The organism is Novosphingobium sp. PhB165 (assembly GCF_004341845.1).
Taxonomy (GTDB): Bacteria; Pseudomonadota; Alphaproteobacteria; order Sphingomonadales; family Sphingomonadaceae; genus Novosphingobium.
On record NZ_SLVB01000007.1, the window covers coordinates 194,502 to 210,453 of the forward strand.

The window sequence follows — 15,952 nt, forward strand, 5'->3', positions numbered from 1 at the left end:
TCGAAACCGAACCTAAACGGGGGAAGCGGCCGGACGGGGAAGGCGTAAAATTGTGCGAAGGCCGCCCAATTCTGCGGAATCGGCGAGGATCAGCGTACCGTCGTAGAGCTCGACAAGCTCGCGCACGATGGCAAGGCCAAAGCCATAACCGACATTGACCTCGTCGAGTCGCACGCCGGGCTGGAGGACATCGGCCTTCTGATCGTCGGGAATGCCGCAGCCGTCGTCTTCGATGACAAGTGTCACCGCTCCCCCCTCCTCGACCGCCTGCAGCCGGACTCGCCGTTCCGCATAGCGGCAGGCATTTTCGAGAAGATTGCCGAGCATTTCGCCGAGATCGCCGTGATCGACCGCGACGAGACAGGAAGCGGGAAGCTGGTTGTCGATTTCAAGCGAACGGTCGCGGCGCAGCCGCACCAGCACCGGGCGGATCGTCTCGACGACGGCATGTGCATCGGCCTGCGGCCTTCCGCCCAGCCCCCCGGCACTGCGCGCACGGCGCAAGTGGTGCGCAACTTGCGCGGAAATCTGCTCGACCAGCGCACGGCTGCTGGCGCTGGCGCCTTCCTGCTCAAGCTGGAGCACCAGCGAGGCAAGCGGCGTCTTGACGGCATGGGCGAGGTTAGCGGCATTGAGCCGGGCTGTTTCGAGCTGCGCCTTGTTCCGCTCGATGAGCGAATTGATCTCGTCCGCGAGCGGCGCCAGCTCTGCGGGCTGGCGAAGCGAAAGACTTTGCGCCTCGCCCGAACGCACGCGCGCGACCGCCTTGACGAGAATGCGCAAGGGCCGAAGCGCGAAATGGAGCTGGAGCGCCATGGCGCAGACCAGCACGCCCAGCACCAAGGCCTGCATCAGCCGGACACTGCGCTGTACGCGCTCCATCGGCTGGTCGATAAGCCGGGAAGGCGCAATGACCGTCACCGAGGCCGGGCCGTTCATAAGGCGCCGATCGAGCCGCCGGACATGAAGGGCCTCGCTGGAATTCGCCGCACCGTAGCCGCTGTAGATGCCGTCAATCGGATGGACGTGGGGGATAGGATAGTGGATGCGCCCGGCAGGAAAGGCCCGGCTCCACTCGCCGCGCGGCGTCTTCACGCGCCAGCCCCAGCCGGGACGGGGCCGGACCAGTTCGGGCAGCGTGGCGAGATGGTTTTCCGCAAATGACCCGTCCGGCGCGATGGCCTGATCCAGCACCCGGACCTGCACGTCGAGCGCGGTATCCATCGTGTCGCTGACCACGGTCACAAGGTCGTAGATGACCAGCGTTGCTATCCCTAGCGGCACGCAGACCACGGCGATCGTCAGCGCCGCGAGCCGCCCGTGGAGCGAGAGCGGCGCTTTCATGCAGCCTCGGCGGTAAGGCGGTAGCCGTGCCCGCGCGCCGTCACGATCCGGACCGGCGCGATCTTGCGCCGAAGCCGTCCGATCAGAACCTCCAGCGAGTTGTTCGGCACTTCGGCCTCGTACTCGTAGATGCAATCAAACAGCGTCTCGCGCTCGACCAGAACTTCAGGGAACTGGATGAGCTTGGCGAGGATCCGGATTTCGAAAGCGGTCAGGTAGAGAGGCTTCTCGGAAAGCTGGAAATTGCCGCTTCCCGGATAGTAGGCAAGGCCCCCGCAGCGGACGACTTCGGCCGCCTGCCCGCGCGAGCGCCGGACCAGCGCGCGCACGCGCAGGATCAGTTCCTGGGGAAGGAACGGCTTGACGAGGTAGTCGTCGGCGCCGCTCTGGAAGCCCTCCGCCTTGTCCATCCAGGCATCGCGCGCGGTCAGGATCAAGACGGGAAATTCGCACCCGTTTGCCCGCCAGGCGCGCAGGACCGCCAGGCCCTCAAGCGCCGGCAGCCCCAGATCGAGGACGCAGCAATCGTACGAGCCGGTCTCGCCCAGATGCTGGGCATCGACGCCGGTGCGCACCCAATCGACGGCATAGGCCTCGCGGCGCAAAAGCTGCACCAGGTTCGAAGCCAGCTGCTCATCATCCTCTGCAAGCAAGATTTTCATGGTCCGCCGAACACTGCCTTCCCCGCGAGCCTTGGACAATGCCGGCGTCCCATCGGGTAACCGGCATCGCTCAGCCTTCTCTTACAAGGCCATGGTATGACCGCTCGAACGGTGGATGGCGCGATAAAAAGAATGCTCTCCCTGCTCGCCCCTCTCGGGCGTATTCACCAGATCGATGTGGCGATACCTATTCGCCCGTTTCCTCGGGAATCCAGCTTGGCGACCGCTTCTCGATGAAAACACGCATCCCTTCTCGCGGTTCGGCCGAGTTCTGAAACCACCAGAACATCATCTGATAGTCGATCGGCCGATAATGCCCGTTGAGCATGAGCTTGGTGTGTGCGCGTGCCTCGGGTGCGGTCCGCAGGATTTCCCGTGCCGCCTTGCGTGCTTCCCCTGCAGCCGTTCATGCGGCACGAAGCGTGAGACGAGCCCAAGGCGCGGTGCTATCGTGAATGGCCAGAAACGCCAGGAGTTCATGGGTAAGCTCTTCCGGAACCGGCTCGTCGCCAGCGACTTTTTTGCCGCCCATGTCTCCGTCCGGCGCAAAGACGTCGTCGACGCCGGTGATGATGAGCGCCCTTGCAACGGGATCGCGGTTCACCGCGAGAACGGCTCGCTTGGGGCCCAGATACATCGCCGGCGTCATCGCGTTACGCGCCTCGGGCCGGTCAATGAAGCACCAGGCGATCGGTCCTTCGCATTCGATCCGCAGCCCGCCTGTGCCAAGGTTCCAGTCAGCCATCGAAGGCTCGCACATGAATGCCCCTGACGCGAACGCGCGCCTCAGCCGCCCTGGGCGTAGACGCTGAGGCGCTGGATACGCCCATCGCCATTCACATAGAAGAAATTCGCCGTGCTGCGCACGCTGCCATCCGGGAGCTTCGCCTTGATCTCGACCGAGACTTCTTGCGCTCCGACAACGCGCGAACCCGGCGTCGGATAGGGTGCCCCCCGGTTGAAGACATCGGTCTGGAAGGCCCGGATCGCATCTGCCCCTTCGATCACTTTTCCGTTGGGCAGCGTGATCGTTGCGTCATCGGCGTAAAGTGCGATCAGGCCCTCGATATCCCGGGCGCGAACGACTTCGAAATAGCGGTCCGCCACGTCGGATGGATTCATCAGAATTTCCTCTCGTCTGCACCTTTCCGGTGCCAGCTTGTTCTAGTCTTGCCGCGTTTCAGGCCTGCCTGCCACCTGCATCGATATGAAGCCATGCGGGCAGCGCCCCTGCGCGATTTGACGGCGCGTTCACGATAAATCTGGCCAATCCGCGAAAGCCGGGCAAGCTTCCCCGTCTTGACGGCTTCGGCCGTGCCGCGTTGATCGGAATCCAGCATGGCAAGTCCCACACCCTATCCCGCGGCAACCCGCAGAGGAGCAGAAGCAGGCGGCATTTCCTCGCAGAGCGGGAGCAGGCAGCCGGCGCCTGCCGATCTGGGACGGATCGGGGCCGTTTATCCTCCAGGTACCGTCATCGAGGCACGCCACCTTGTCGGCAGCGCGAGTTCGGCCATGATCGTCGACTACGAGCGAGGCGATGCGGTCGCAGGTACATGGTATTCGCGCGACCTCCATTATTTCGACATGACCCTGGGGCGGCGTCCCAAGGGCGCGCTCGGCCACTTTGTCGAAGACGGCGGCGAGGACCGGCCGGTCGGCCCCATCCTGTTCGCGCCGGCAGGCTATCACTATGCCGGTCAGGGCGGCCGGGGCCGGCAAAAGTCGCTTGCTGTCGTCATCGAGCCGGCCCGCCTCGTGGAGGGCGACGAGATTGGCACGGCGATCGCAGAAGGCCTGCCCCATTTCCTCAGCCTCAAAGGGCAAAGCCTTCGCGGCCTCCTCGCGCGGATCGAGCGCGAAGTGGCCGCGCCAGGCTTCGCCTCGGCCTTGCTGCTGGACGGTCTATGCCTCAGCCTGCTCGTCGAGACGGCGCGCGCGCTGCGCGGCGCCAACGAAGGCTGTGTCCGCAAGGGCGGCCTGTCGGCGCGCAATCTGAGGCTAATCGAAGAACGCGTGCGCCACGGCGAGACAGCACCCAGCCTGCCGGAATTGGCGAGCCTGTGCCAATTGAGCCTTCGCCAGTTGGTCCGCGCCTTCCACGCCGAGACTGGCCGCACCGTCGGAGACTACGTCCAGCATGTCAGCCTCGAACGCGCGAGGCAGATGCTGCGTTCGAGCATGCTTCCAGTTGCCGAGATCGCCCGGAAGGTCGGCTTCAGCAATCCGTCCGCCTTTTCTGCCGCGTTCCGGCGCGCCTGCGGCGAAACGCCAAGTTCCTATCGCAAACAGGGCTGATGCCCCGGAGATCCTGCATGAAGATCGGTTTTATCGGCCTTGGTTCCATGGGTGCGCCGATCGCGCGACGCCTCGCCCGTTCCGGCTTCGCTGTTACCGGCTGCGACGTTTCGCCCGAAGCGCTGGCGGCATTCGACGAGCCCGGAACAACGTGCGAGGCCGATCCGATAGAGACCGCCCACGGCGCCGACATCCTGGGTATTTGCGTCAGGACCGACGCGCAGCTCGAAGCACTCTGCCGGGAGGACGCTATCTTCCGGGCACTCGGACCGGACAAACTCGTCATCCTCAACTCGACAGTCGCGCCGGATCTCGCGCGCGAGTTGGCCCGCCGCGCCTCGCAGCAGGGCGTCGGTTTCATCGACGTGGGCGTTTCAGGGGGAGGCCCGAAGGCGCTTGAGGGCAAGCTTTCGCTCTTTGTCGGCGGCGACGAGGCGGATGTGGCGAAGGGGCGTCCGTTCCTCGATGCAATCGGTACCCTCGCCCACCTCGGCCCGGTCGGTCGGGGCCTGGAAGGCAAGCTCCTCAACAACCTCGTCTCGATCGCCTATTACGGCATGGCGGCCTCGATCCTCGATCTCGGCGTTTCGCTCGATTTCGACCGCGAGCAGCTTCGGCAGGCGCTGATGCTAGGCTCGGCGCAGGGCTTTGCGCTGCAAGCAGTTCCAGGTCTTCTTGGCTGGCGCGGCAATGCCGATGCAGCCTATCTCGACGACATGCACGACCTGCTGGCCAAGGACGTGCTTCATGCCCGCGACCTCTCGTCTCCCGACGATACCGCGATGACAGCCCTTCAGGCAGCCTGCCAGGTCATGCTCGACCGCGTCATCCGGGCCGCCGACGAACAGCGATAGAGGCAATCAAGCGCGCCGGTGTCGCAATCAATCCGGCGCGCGACGACCGGCCAACCGCAGGCGCGGCGTACTTGATCGCGTCGCCCACAAGCAATCGAGCGCCGACAAGGCCGAGTAAGAATCAAAATCGCAGTTGCCGGTACCGAGGCTGGACCTCGCGGGATTGGCGGTTGGAAGCGGCGCTGGGCAAGTGCCCGAACACCGCTTCGGGACACTCAGATAATGCCCTGCTCCAGCAAAGTGCGCACGACGTCTTCGCTAAACCCGGCCATGCCGAGAATGTCGGCCGTATCGTCTCCGACGCAGTGCGGGGCATCCGTTGTCGTAGCGCTCCGGGCGCCGGAGGCGGCTTCGATACGGATCGGGCTGGCCGGCACCTTTACGCCGGCACACTCGGCCACCGATCCGCGCGCAAGTACATGAGGATCGGTCGGCACCTCGCTCGCACAATTGACGATCGCCACCGCCGCGCCTGCCGGAGCCAGGAGTTCGACCCATTCAGCCGCAGGCCGCGACGCGAAAATGCCAGCAAGGCGCGCTGTCACCTCTCCGTTCGGATCAGGCTGGTGCAGGGCACTTTTGAGTTCGGGTATGCCCATACCGTCACAGAGCGCGCGCCAGGTCCGCGGTTCGGCCGATGTGACGGCCACGAACCGTCCATCGGCGCAGGTATAAAGGCGCCGGTCGGGACTGGCCGAGATCTTGTATGGTTTGTCGGAGAGGGCATTCATTCCGCTCGTCAGGAACCACCCAGTCGCCTCCGAAAGGCTTATATCGAGAAACGCCCCTTCCTTGGTACGCGCCAACTCAAGCAATGCGGCCTGGATCGCGATAACGGCGGCCTGCGCGCCGGCCGGTCCGGCAATCATTGTGGCGGGATGCCAAGGCAATTCCGGTGCCAATGCATTGAGCAGGCCTGAATGGGCGACATAACTGAGATCGTGGCCGGCGTGCTCGGCGTAGGGCCCTGACTGCCCGAAACCGGTCATCGCGCACCAGATGATCTTGGGATTGGCACTGCGCGCCTGGCTATATCCGAAACCGCGCGCCTCCATCGATCCGGGCTTGGCGTTTTCGACCACGACATCGACGCTGCGCACGAGACGCAGGAGAACATCGTTTGCCGAAGGGTTGCGCATATCGAGCGTCATCGATCGCTTACCGCGGCTCAGGGCAACCTGGCCGATGACAAGGCTGGGCTTACCCTTCTGCGAGGGCGGCTCGACGCGGATCACGTCCGCCCCAAGATCCGCCAGCATGACGGTGCAGGCAGCGCCGGGGGGGAACGCCGTAAAATCCAGAACCCTGATGCCGGACAGCGGCTTCAGTGCAGGGGCTTCCTTGGTGAGCGCAACATCAGACTGCAAAGCTGTATCCTCCGTTCACGGGATAGGTCTGGCCGGTGATCCACGAGGCCGCATCCGAGCACAGGAAGAGCGCCATCCCCGCGACATCGTCTGGCGTGCCAAACCGGCGGATGGTGTACTGGGAAAGCTGGGCCTTAGTCCGATCGCTCGCCATGAAGTGCTCCATCTGCTCGGGGCTCATGGGCGGCTCCAGCGTGGAGAGCGAAATCGCATTACAGGTAATGCCATAGCGACCGCCTTCCTTGGCGATTGAACGCACGAAACCGGCAGCGCCCGCCTTGGCGGCGGCGTAGGCGGCAAGACGGGCTTCGCCGACGCGGCCGGAATCCGAGACCACCGTAACGATGCGCCCACGCTTCTGCTCGACCATGACCGGCAGCGCCACGTGGCAGCAGTTCATCACTCCATGCAGATTGGTTCGGAAATAGCGATCCCATTCGTCCGGTGCCGTCTCCCAGAACAGCGGGGAATGGCGCATGGTCGCATCGGGGCCTGCATTGCCGGCGTTGTTGACCAGCAAGGTGATCGGTCCGAGTGCGCTGGAAGCCTCCGCGAAGGCGCGCGTTACCGACTGGTGATCGCCAACGTCTGCCTGGACAGCGACGGCCTTGACGCCGAGTGCTTTGATCTCGCCAGCTACAGCCTCCGCCCGCTCCAGAACGAAATCGTTCACGGCAACGCCGCCCGCTCCGTGTTTGGCCAAGGCAAGGGCGATCCCGCGCCCCGCGCCCTGCCCGGCGCCTGTAACCAGTGCAAACTGCCCATCCAGATCGAGCAGATCTTCTTTTGCCATCGGTACCCAACCTCGTTTTCGTCCATTGGCAAAGCCGGGCAATCTCTGGCGGTCGGTTCCCGTGCCGTGCGCTTTCGATCGCCGCGAGAAATGCCCGAAATCACTTTTCCAAATATGGACGCTTGTTGTCTAATTCCGGAAGAATTGGCATAACGCTTCGGGTTGTCAATCAAGGGAAGCGAATGTCGGATACGTCGAACGGTCGGGTGGTAGAGGTGATCAATTTCCTCGCAACGCATCCCACCGAATCATTCAGGCTCTCGGAAATCGCAGAAAACCTGGGGCTTAGTCATGGATCTGCCCATCGCGTCCTGACGACTTTGACGCAGGCGGGCTATCTGTTGCGCCATCCGAAGCATAAGACTTACACGCTAGGTATTGCCCTGGTGATGATTGGCCAGGCCGCACTTGCCCAACATCGCAGCATCGACATCGCCCGCCGCGAGATGGCCCGCCTGTGCGAGGACACCAGGGCGCAGTGCTCCGCTTACGCCATTGCAGATGGAGAACTGCTGCTTGTCGCCAAGGAGGGGGCTGCCCAGAGCCATACGGGGCTTGGACGGGTTGGCGAACACCGTCCTTTCGTGCCACCTCTCGGCCTCACGCATGTTGCCTGGTCCGCTCAAGCGACGCTCGATACCTATCTCGCCGGCGCGCCCGTCCAGGCCGGCGCAAAAATCGCCGCCTATTGCCGCCAATCGCTTGAGATGGTCCGAGCGCGCGGCTATTCTATCGTTGCCAACGGCCCCCATGTGTCCGCCCTGTTGCGTGCGCTCGCAGAGCGGCCTGCCGCCCGACGCGACGAGACTTACTGGGCCGAAATCGGCAAATTGATCGAAACGCTCACGCAGCCTGAAATCCAGATGAAGAACCTTGCCGAGACTGTGCCGGACGGGGTGTTCCAGATCTCCGCGCCCGTGTTCGGACCCGGCGGCAATGTGGATCTCGAACTGACGCTGAGCGGGTTTGCGCCCGGCGTCTCCGTGTCAGAACTTGAACGATACACTGCACGCCTATGCGCAGCAGCTGCGCTCACCAGTGCGGAAGCCCACGGCCAGTCGCCTTCCGGCTACCCGGCAGCTCCAACTGTAAGGCGGGCATAACTCCCGGCCAACGACCAGACCGGTTGGCCGGGCGCAATTGCGACATCGCGCCCGGCCAACTGGCTTTGGCGGCTTAGTTGGCGTCCCCGCCGAAGCGGACCCGCAGCCTTACGCCATACATGCGCGGCTGACCGAGGATCAGCGAATCGTAGCCCGTCGAATTCCAGGCGTTGCCGACGAAGACCGGATATTTCTCGTTCGTCAGATTGGTGACGAAGCCGGAGAGATCGACGGGACTGCCCGCGACCGAATTCCAGTTCGCGTTGAGATTCCAGAGGTTGGTCGAAGGCAGCCAGCCGATCGGACTATCGTTCGCGGCAAGCTGCTTGGCGGTGTAGGTATAGGTCGCCGAGATCGATACCCGACCTACGCTCTCGTCGATCGGCAAAGTGTATGTGCCGGTGAGCGTGATGCGATGCTTCGGAGAAAGCGGTAGCTCGCCGCCAACCGCCGCACCTGTCGTGGGAGGCAGATATCCGGGAATTGACGGCGGCGAATAGGATTCCAGCTTGGTATCGAGCCAGGTGTATCCGCCCGTCAGGTTAAAGCCCATCCAGTTGATCGCAGCTTCCGCCTCAAGACCCTGGATGCGCGATTTACCGGCATTGACGATCACCTGCGAGGGCGAGGCGCCCGCGACGGTGCCGTCGGGAATGAGGTTCGCGGAGAGCTGCTGGTCGCTAAAATCGTTGTAGAAGCCGGCAACGTTCAGATAGCCCGATACGGCACCGCGGAAGCTTGCCTTGGCGCCGATTTCGTAGGCATCGACCTTCTCGGGGCCCCAGCCCACAGGCACGGTATTCGAGACGTGGATATTGCCCTGCCGGTAGCCGCGCGCGTACTTGGCATAGAGCATGGCATCGGGGGTAACCTTGTAGTCGAGGCTGATCAGCCACGTCGGCTTTTCCGATTTCTGTGTGAGCGACGTGACGCATTCCTCGCCTGTCGGAGCGGGCCGCGTCGGATAGGCAGCGCACGTGAAGGACGGCGTATCGTTGGTGATCCGCACGGTCCGCGTGCCGCCCTCGCCGCTTACCCTGTCCATGGTGTATCGGATGCCGCCCGTCAGCGAGAGTGCATCGATCAGCTTGTAGGTCGCCTGCGCGTAGAGCCCGATGTTGCGATACCAGTAGCGCGTTAGCGAGTTCTGGAGGATCGACGGAATGGCCTTGGCACCGAGACTGTTGAGATTGGAGCAGACATAGTTCGCCACGTCGGAACATGACGAGGTCGTGAAGACAGGGATCGGAATTCCTGTCTGGGCCGGCGTCAGGACGGTCGTGATCTGCGAGACAGTGCCCTGCCAGTTGGAGAGCGGTCCGGAACGCTCGTAATAGACGCCGCCCTGATAAGTCAGCTTGTTGTCGGAGGTTCGCCCCTGGAGCTGAAACTCGTCGGTAAACGTCCACTGATCGATATTGTTAAGGCTTCTCGCCGGCGTGACGCCCACCCAGGTGAACGGCAATCCTTGATACGTCAGGTTGTCGGCCCCGACGTTGAACGCCTGTGCCTGGGTGAATTCCTGATAGCTTGCGATGTTCTTCAGCGTAATGGAATCGCTCGCCTGCCAGGTCGTCGTGTTGATCAGCGACAGGCTGTCGATCTTCAGGAACGGATTGGGGTGGCCGTTCTCGACGTCCCAATATCCGTAGTCCTGCGCCGAGGCGCGCGCGAGCGTTCCTGCACACACCATCGGTGCCAGATACGATGCGGTCGATCCCGGCGTGGGTGCCGCAAACCGGTCGGGAACGCCGTCCCGGCAACCCGGAGCATTGGCGACCACGATCTTGCCGGTCGTGCCGTTGGTGCGCGAACGCGTATAGCTCGCGATCGTGTAGTTTTCGAGATCAGGCGTCAGTTCGGCCAGCACCGACCCGCGGAACGCCCAGTAGTTCACATCGCCAAAATCGTCCGGCCCGATCCCCGACCGGTTCCTGAGATAGCCGTCGCGAACCTGTCGATCGAGCCCAAGGCGAACCTTGAATGTCTCGGCCAGCGGCACATTGACCACGGCCTGGAACCGCCGCATGTCGAAATTGCCGATCGACCCTTCGGCGTAGCCGCCGAATTCGTCCTTGGGCCGCTGCGGAACCAGAAGGACTGCGCCGCCAGTGGTGTTCCGACCGAACAGCGTGCCTTGCGGCCCCTTGAGAACCTGGACGTTCTGGAGATCGAAGAACATGCCGACACCGGCACCGTTGCCGCCCGGCGTCCCGCCTTGGGCACGCGGCCCCACGACATCGGCAAAGTAAACGCCCACCGAAGGCGACGTAAAGCTCTCCTGCGTGAAGCCGCGAATGGCGAAAGTGGCCGTCTCGCCGCCATAGCGAGCATTGGTCGAGAGCGACGGCGTGTAGGTCGCAAGGTCCGCGCCCGAAACGACGTTACGGTTGCTGAGTTGGTCCTGATTATAGACGGTAATCGAAATCGGAACGTCCTGGAGCCGCTCTTCGACGCGGCGGGCCGTCACGACAATTTCATCGACGTTTGGCTGGCTTTGCGCGAATGCTTGGGACGAGCAGCAAAGCGCCGTCGCTGCCACGAGCAGAGCACGTACATTTCTTGCCATCTTGATGGCCTCCCCAATTTTCTAGTTGTTGCGCACCTTGGGTATTGATCAGTAAATGTCGGATTTCCCCCGATTTGTGTTTCGAACCACGAACGTGAACCTGCCAATTTTTGCACGCGACTGAAACGTGCGGCCGGCCATAGGTCCAAGACCTTTCAGCCTGCCGCTCCGACAGGACGAACCCAAAATCGAATTACACGGATCGCGGCGGGTACGCGCCTCATGAGCAGCGCTAAGTCATAATAATTCGCGCAGTTCGTTCAGTCGAATCAACTCTCGACGACAATAACAGGAATTAAAACAACATCGCACGGGCGGTGCAGCAACATTCAAGAAACATAAAATCCGATTTATGTGAATAAGTAATACAATTGCATTTAACTAATAAACGCCATTCTAAATCCGCCCGTATTCAGGTAAAATATATATTATACTACTTCGTGACAACGAACGAATGCCACCGCATTAAACAGACCAAAACGTCCGTCTGGCTCCATCCGGATCGGACACCACATGACTGGGAATGTCGAAAATCATCGTCCGGCGATCCGCCAATTCGTAACGCGGCCAGACAAGCCCCGGCTGGGACGGATCCCCGGTGCGGGCGAAGTTGACCCACGCCTGCGACATGCGCGTTGCCAGTTCCTTCGGATCCGGCCCATTGCCCAGCAGTGCCAACGACGTCTCGGGGTTGTCGAACACCAGCGGCGTGTCGAGCCCGTGCGGTGCGCGCAGCATTCCCCCCATGATCGGCGTTTCCCAGTCGAGCCGATACATGAAGACGGGAGCCGCGTTCTGCGCCGCCTTGCGCTCGGCCTCCCGGATCGAATTTCCACGCATCCCGATGTCGGTCAACAGCGAGCTTACCCAGTAGCTCGGCGGGTCATTCGGCGTGAGGCCGCGATAGAGTTCGAATGCGGCATCGGCCCGCTCGCCCACCACCGCGAAATGCTCCCGCGCCTCCTCTACGGTGTATTTGCCGAACTTGGGATCGGCGGCAAGGAAAAGCGTCTGCTCATCCTTGTTGCTGCCGATCAGCACCGGAACATGCTCGCTGAAGGGATTTGCCTGGGGCTCGAAGGGATGTGCGGGCAAGGTCCGTCCGTCGACGACCGGCCCGAGACCCAGCTTCTTGCCGACATCCCCGGATCCGCCCCGGCCCTGTGCCGCGACGGCGGCAGCGGTAATCGTCTTGGGATCCATCGATTGCAACTTGCGCACATCCGCTTTCGCGATTCCCAGCGATGCCAGTGTGCGCTCGGCAACGCCCACTGCGACATCGCGGTCGACCATGGTGACGCCCGCCCCGCTTTCCTGAATGGCTTTGTGGAACAGCCCTCTTGCCGACGGCGTTCCGAGCAGAGCGCCGACCTTGAAGCCACCGCCGCTCTCCCCGAAGATCGTCACGTTCTGCGGATCGCCGCCAAAGGCTTCGATATTGTCGCGCACCCATTTCAGCGCATCGATGATATCGAGCTGACCGACATTGCCTGAATCGGCAAAGTCGGCGTGAAAGTCGCCGAGGTAGAGGTAGCCCATGGCACTCACCCGGTGGTTGATCGTCACAACTACAACATCGCCCCGGCGAACCAGCGCGCTCCCATCGAACATTTCAGCGCCCCCGGAGCCCATGGTGAACCCTCCGCCATGGAGATAGAACATGACCGGGCGCTTGCGGCGGGAGGACGCATCCGGCGTCCAGACATTGAGCACGAGACAATCTTCGCCCTCATCAGACTCTGGCTTGCCCGTGCTCCCGCCGAACAGAGTGCCAAGGAAGCGAAGGTATTCGGGGTTGGCACCATCCAGCGCCCTGGCGGCCCCGGTCACGCTCTGCGGCGCGCGCAGACCATAGGATGTGCATTCCCGAACGCCGCCCCACGAAGCCGGGGGGATGGAGGGCTGGAACCGCGTGCCGCGAGTGTCCTGCCCGTAGGGTATGCCGAGAAACCTGGAGACGCCGCCCACCTGGCTGCCGCGAACCCTCCCGTGCCGCGTTTCGATGGGCGATGTGGGTACCGCCACTTGAGCCCAGGACCGTGCCGGAAGCGCGAGCAGAAATCCGCCGCCGACACCTGTAGCCACAAGCTCTCTTCGGCTCATGTGCAGATCGCTCATCCCACCCCTCCCGCCTGTTCTGGGCGCCAGCTTTCGTGGCTTGCGCTTTACCTGTCGAACCGAGGTGTTATGTTTTGCGGGTGGAAAATAGTGCCAACATTCGCGGGCCCATTAGCTCGCCGGAAATCGAGGCCTTTGCGATCGGATTTGACGACGGCCCCATTCAGGGCCCTTCGCACATCGCCTGGCTGCTCGAAAGCACTGCGCTGCAAAGCGGATGGCCACTCAACAAGTCTCTGGGATCCGAGACGGATCTGCTGGAGCGGTTCAAGGCCAGTCGCGACGCAGTTCGGGGCGCGATCCGCATTGTGGAAGCACGCGGATCGATGAGAATGCGGCGCGGTTGCCGAGGCGGGCTGCAATTGCAGACACCTCGTGTAGAAACTGCCTCCGTAGCTCTTGCCATCTATCTTCGCACGCACGGGTACGCCCCGCAGGAGATGGAGGCCGCAGCCGCCACTCTGGCGCCTCTGCTTCCGCGTTCCGCGGCAGGCGAAGCAATCAGGGCCTTGATCAAGCACGCCGCTGCCATGATGTCGGACGATATGTCGATCGTCGCCGGATCCGATAATCGCGCCGAAAGCTTTGCGATGGAGATCATCGTCAACGCGGGCTCCCCCCTCCCGGCAGAAGGCGTCCGCATCGGCAACGAAGCGAAACTCTGCGGTGAAACCGGCCTGGGGCACCGCACCTTTCGGCAGGCGCTCAACATCCTCGAAGATCTCGACATGCTGCAGGTCAGCCGCGGCCGGGGCGGTGGGTACATCTTGAAACCCGCCAGCTTCATGGGCGTGGTTCGGCGCATTTTCGTCTTGCTGGCCTCCCGCCAAACCAGCCCGGGTCAGGTCCGGGAAGCGCTTTTCGCCATCCGCGCCGGGATCTTGCGACTGGCCCTCACCAAACTGCGCACCGCGCCGGCGCAACGCCGCGAGCAATGGTGTATATCGACGCTGGATATGATGCTGCCGTTGTCCGAACCACGCCGGTGGGTCGCGCTCCAGCACGCTATCGACGAACTCGCAGGTGACCGCCTCACCAAGACGCTGGCCTCAGCCATCGTCGCCTACACCGCTCGAACGGCCCCTCCCCTTGAGTGTCACGAGCCGATCGACCTCGGCCTCGCCGCAGCCGAGCGCGGTGTCGTTTCGGCAATCGCAGCCGATCTGCCTGCGCAGGCCGAGCACCATCTGCACGCCGGACAGGGCTTGCTGACTTCGCTCAACCGGCAGCATGAAAAGCCGATTTTTTGCACGCACACCCCCTGTTCGTGACACGCATCAAGAGCAACTACCGTCGCTCCAGTGCGCCGCGCCATTCGGGCACGGCGCCGGTCCCAGGCCCGCAAGTCAGGTTTTCGTTGGTGCGATGGCTGTTGCGGGGCGCTTGTTCGCTTCCACGCGAATGAGTAGAGATCTGGCCTCAGTTTGGAAATCCGGACGGATTTCCCGCCAAGCTTTTCATCCTCAGGCGCATCGGGAGTAAGATGCAATGACTGCTATCGGGGCAAACGTGCTTCCGACAATGGCGGTGGACGCCGGACTGACTGCGCCCGGTATACATGCACAGATCGTGCGTTTCGATATTCCCGAGCCGACCAATAAACGCCATGCCGTTGCAGACGGCTACCATGTCGACATGTGCCTGACCCCTCGCCCCCTGCAATCGCGAGGTGGGTATCGCGATCGCTGGGGCCCGCATCGATATGAGCGACTGGGCGACATCTTCGTCATCCCTCCCGGAGAAGCACTGTACATCCGCGGGGATCGCGGTCGTCAGGCCTCTCTGATCTGCACGATCGATGCCGATCTGGTCCACGATATCGCGGGACGGCAGCTCGACTGGGACGACAGCCATCTTGCCGCCGCACTCGACGTGGCAGGTGCCCAGATCCGCGCGCTTCTGTTCAGAATGACCGCCGAAGTCAGGTATCCCGGACTGGCCGCCCAGCGTATGATCGAACTTCTGGGCAGCGAGCTTGCGATCGAAATCGCGCGTTTTGGGCTTGAACTGACCGGACGACCGATGGTCGGGGGCCTCGCGGGCTGGCGGCTCAGGCTGATCGACGAGAGATTGACCGGGGACCTTTCAGCCCCCTCACTCAAGGAGCTTGCCGACCTATGCTCGCTCTCCGTTCGCCAGCTTACGCGCGGATTTCGCGTAAGCCGCGCTTGCTCACTCGGCGATTACATCGAGCAACGACGAATGGAGGCTGCAAAGCGGCTGCTGATGGACGGAGAAAGCGTCAAATCCATCTCGTTCAAGATGGGCTTTGCGTCCCCTTCCAGCTTCACCTTCGCATTTCGCCGTGCGGTGGGCACCAGCCCATCGACATTTCGCCAACGGCAAGGGCGTGCACTCGCTGCTCCACCGGGAAGCAACACCCTTAAGTCGCCACGACTTGTCGTGGTTGAATAGCCCTAATTTGAACTCCAAATTATCTGCCTGCGTCGCGCCCATTCCAGATGGTCAGCAGACTTTTTGACGATCCCGAAGACTGACAATCGACTTAGTCCGAAAAGCGATCAGGCGAATGGTTGGAAATAGCGAACTGGCTCGCTGCGCCTACGACTCAGACTGCGTAGTAAAGCGATATCTTGGATCGCCTGACTCTGCTGTTTTTCAGCCCTTGGCCGCTGCAAGCTGCCCCACAAAATGGGAAACCGAGCATCCCGCCAGCGACACGGCCTCCACTGCTTCGTTCAGTATTTCCGCGTACGGGACTGCAGATGCCCCCCTCTCAGAAATCTTCGGGAGTCTATCGTCTATAATCGATGGCCCTCCTTTGGGGACGCATTCCATGTTGGCCGATGCCGACACGAATGCGACTGCCTTGACACATTCCAG

At 62.5% G+C, this 15,952-nt stretch carries 13 protein-coding genes; 5 read left to right on the forward strand and 8 right to left on the reverse strand.

What is annotated here, in order from left to right; translation table 11 throughout:
* Nucleotides 1-12 precede the first annotated feature (12 nt).
* The 4 genes from EDF56_RS20260 to EDF56_RS20275 all read right to left on the reverse strand — a co-directional run bounded on the left by EDF56_RS20260 (nt 13) and on the right by EDF56_RS20275 (nt 3,128).
* A complete protein-coding gene (locus EDF56_RS20260; RefSeq protein ID WP_132390919.1) occupies nt 13-1,344 on the reverse strand; it encodes a HAMP domain-containing sensor histidine kinase in 1,332 nt (443 codons plus the stop codon).
* Nucleotides 1,341-2,006, reverse strand: a complete 666-nt coding sequence (locus EDF56_RS20265) for a response regulator (protein WP_132390921.1) — start codon at nt 2,004-2,006, stop codon at nt 1,341-1,343. The genes EDF56_RS20260 and EDF56_RS20265 overlap by 4 nt, the downstream gene beginning before the upstream one ends.
* Nucleotides 2,007-2,412: 406 nt before the next feature.
* Entirely contained in the window at nt 2,413-2,766 is a 354-nt protein-coding gene (locus EDF56_RS26235) for a hypothetical protein (RefSeq protein ID WP_207904812.1), read from the reverse strand.
* A 26-nt stretch (nt 2,767-2,792) separates the two neighbouring features.
* On the reverse strand, nt 2,793-3,128 hold the full coding sequence (locus EDF56_RS20275) for a nuclear transport factor 2 family protein (RefSeq protein ID WP_132390923.1): 336 nt from the start codon (nt 3,126-3,128) through the stop codon (nt 2,793-2,795).
* Between the two features lie 216 nt (nt 3,129-3,344).
* Between EDF56_RS20275 and EDF56_RS20280 the strand changes: the two genes are divergently transcribed.
* Both EDF56_RS20280 and EDF56_RS20285 read left to right on the forward strand, forming a co-directional pair.
* Entirely contained in the window at nt 3,345-4,304 is a 960-nt protein-coding gene (locus EDF56_RS20280) for an AraC family transcriptional regulator (protein WP_132390925.1), read from the forward strand.
* A gap of 17 nt (nt 4,305-4,321) precedes the next feature.
* On the forward strand, nt 4,322-5,158 hold the full coding sequence (locus tag EDF56_RS20285; protein WP_165912286.1) for an NAD(P)-dependent oxidoreductase: 837 nt from the start codon (nt 4,322-4,324) through the stop codon (nt 5,156-5,158).
* 215 nt (nt 5,159-5,373) lie between these two features.
* Here EDF56_RS20285 and EDF56_RS20290 read toward each other — a convergent pair whose 3' ends face one another.
* Complete coding sequence (locus EDF56_RS20290; protein WP_132390929.1) at nt 5,374-6,525, reverse strand: CaiB/BaiF CoA-transferase family protein; 1,152 nt, start codon at nt 6,523-6,525, stop codon at nt 5,374-5,376.
* Nucleotides 6,515-7,318 (reverse strand): SDR family NAD(P)-dependent oxidoreductase, encoded by an 804-nt coding sequence (locus EDF56_RS20295; protein ID WP_132390931.1) that lies wholly within the window; start codon nt 7,316-7,318, stop codon nt 6,515-6,517. The genes EDF56_RS20290 and EDF56_RS20295 overlap by 11 nt, the downstream gene beginning before the upstream one ends.
* A gap of 182 nt (nt 7,319-7,500) precedes the next feature.
* Here EDF56_RS20295 and EDF56_RS20300 point away from each other — a divergent pair, with 182 nt between their 5' ends.
* Nucleotides 7,501-8,421: a helix-turn-helix domain-containing protein gene (locus EDF56_RS20300; RefSeq protein ID WP_132390933.1), complete on the forward strand. Its 921-nt coding sequence runs from the start codon at nt 7,501-7,503 to the stop codon at nt 8,419-8,421.
* A gap of 73 nt (nt 8,422-8,494) precedes the next feature.
* On the opposite strand, the gene EDF56_RS20305 is transcribed toward EDF56_RS20300, so the two are convergent.
* On the reverse strand, nt 8,495-10,891 hold the full coding sequence (locus EDF56_RS20305) for a TonB-dependent receptor (protein WP_243652727.1): 2,397 nt from the start codon (nt 10,889-10,891) through the stop codon (nt 8,495-8,497).
* 564 nt (nt 10,892-11,455) lie between these two features.
* Nucleotides 11,456-13,108 (reverse strand): carboxylesterase family protein, encoded by a 1,653-nt coding sequence (locus EDF56_RS20310; RefSeq protein ID WP_132390937.1) that lies wholly within the window; start codon nt 13,106-13,108, stop codon nt 11,456-11,458.
* An 80-nt stretch (nt 13,109-13,188) separates the two neighbouring features.
* Here EDF56_RS20310 and EDF56_RS20315 point away from each other — a divergent pair, with 80 nt between their 5' ends.
* Nucleotides 13,189-14,379 carry a hypothetical protein gene (locus EDF56_RS20315; protein WP_165912287.1) on the forward strand — a complete coding sequence of 397 codons (1,191 nt, stop codon included), beginning with the start codon at nt 13,189-13,191 and terminating at the stop codon, nt 14,377-14,379.
* A 217-nt stretch (nt 14,380-14,596) separates the two neighbouring features.
* Nucleotides 14,597-15,523 carry a helix-turn-helix transcriptional regulator gene (locus EDF56_RS20320; protein ID WP_207904815.1) on the forward strand — a complete coding sequence of 309 codons (927 nt, stop codon included), beginning with the start codon at nt 14,597-14,599 and terminating at the stop codon, nt 15,521-15,523.
* The last annotated feature ends 429 nt before the right edge of the window (nt 15,524-15,952 follow it).

Excerpts from the sequence above, each read along its gene's own strand:
- EDF56_RS20260 (WP_132390919.1), bottom strand. The coding sequence starts at position 1,344 with ATGAAAGCGCCGCTCTCGCTCCACGGGCGGCTCGCGGCGCTGACGATC.
- EDF56_RS20265 (WP_132390921.1), bottom strand. The coding sequence starts at position 2,006 with ATGAAAATCTTGCTTGCAGAGGATGATGAGCAGCTGGCTTCGAACCTG.
- EDF56_RS26235 (WP_207904812.1), bottom strand. The coding sequence starts at position 2,766 with ATGTGCGAGCCTTCGATGGCTGACTGGAACCTTGGCACAGGCGGGCTG.
- EDF56_RS20275 (WP_132390923.1), bottom strand. The coding sequence starts at position 3,128 with ATGAATCCATCCGACGTGGCGGACCGCTATTTCGAAGTCGTTCGCGCC.
- EDF56_RS20280 (WP_132390925.1), top strand. The coding sequence starts at position 3,345 with ATGGCAAGTCCCACACCCTATCCCGCGGCAACCCGCAGAGGAGCAGAA.
- EDF56_RS20285 (WP_165912286.1), top strand. The coding sequence starts at position 4,322 with ATGAAGATCGGTTTTATCGGCCTTGGTTCCATGGGTGCGCCGATCGCG.
- EDF56_RS20295 (WP_132390931.1), bottom strand. The coding sequence starts at position 7,318 with ATGGCAAAAGAAGATCTGCTCGATCTGGATGGGCAGTTTGCACTGGTT.
- EDF56_RS20300 (WP_132390933.1), top strand. The coding sequence starts at position 7,501 with ATGTCGGATACGTCGAACGGTCGGGTGGTAGAGGTGATCAATTTCCTC.
- EDF56_RS20310 (WP_132390937.1), bottom strand. The coding sequence starts at position 13,108 with ATGAGCGATCTGCACATGAGCCGAAGAGAGCTTGTGGCTACAGGTGTC.
- EDF56_RS20320 (WP_207904815.1), top strand. The coding sequence starts at position 14,597 with ATGACTGCTATCGGGGCAAACGTGCTTCCGACAATGGCGGTGGACGCC.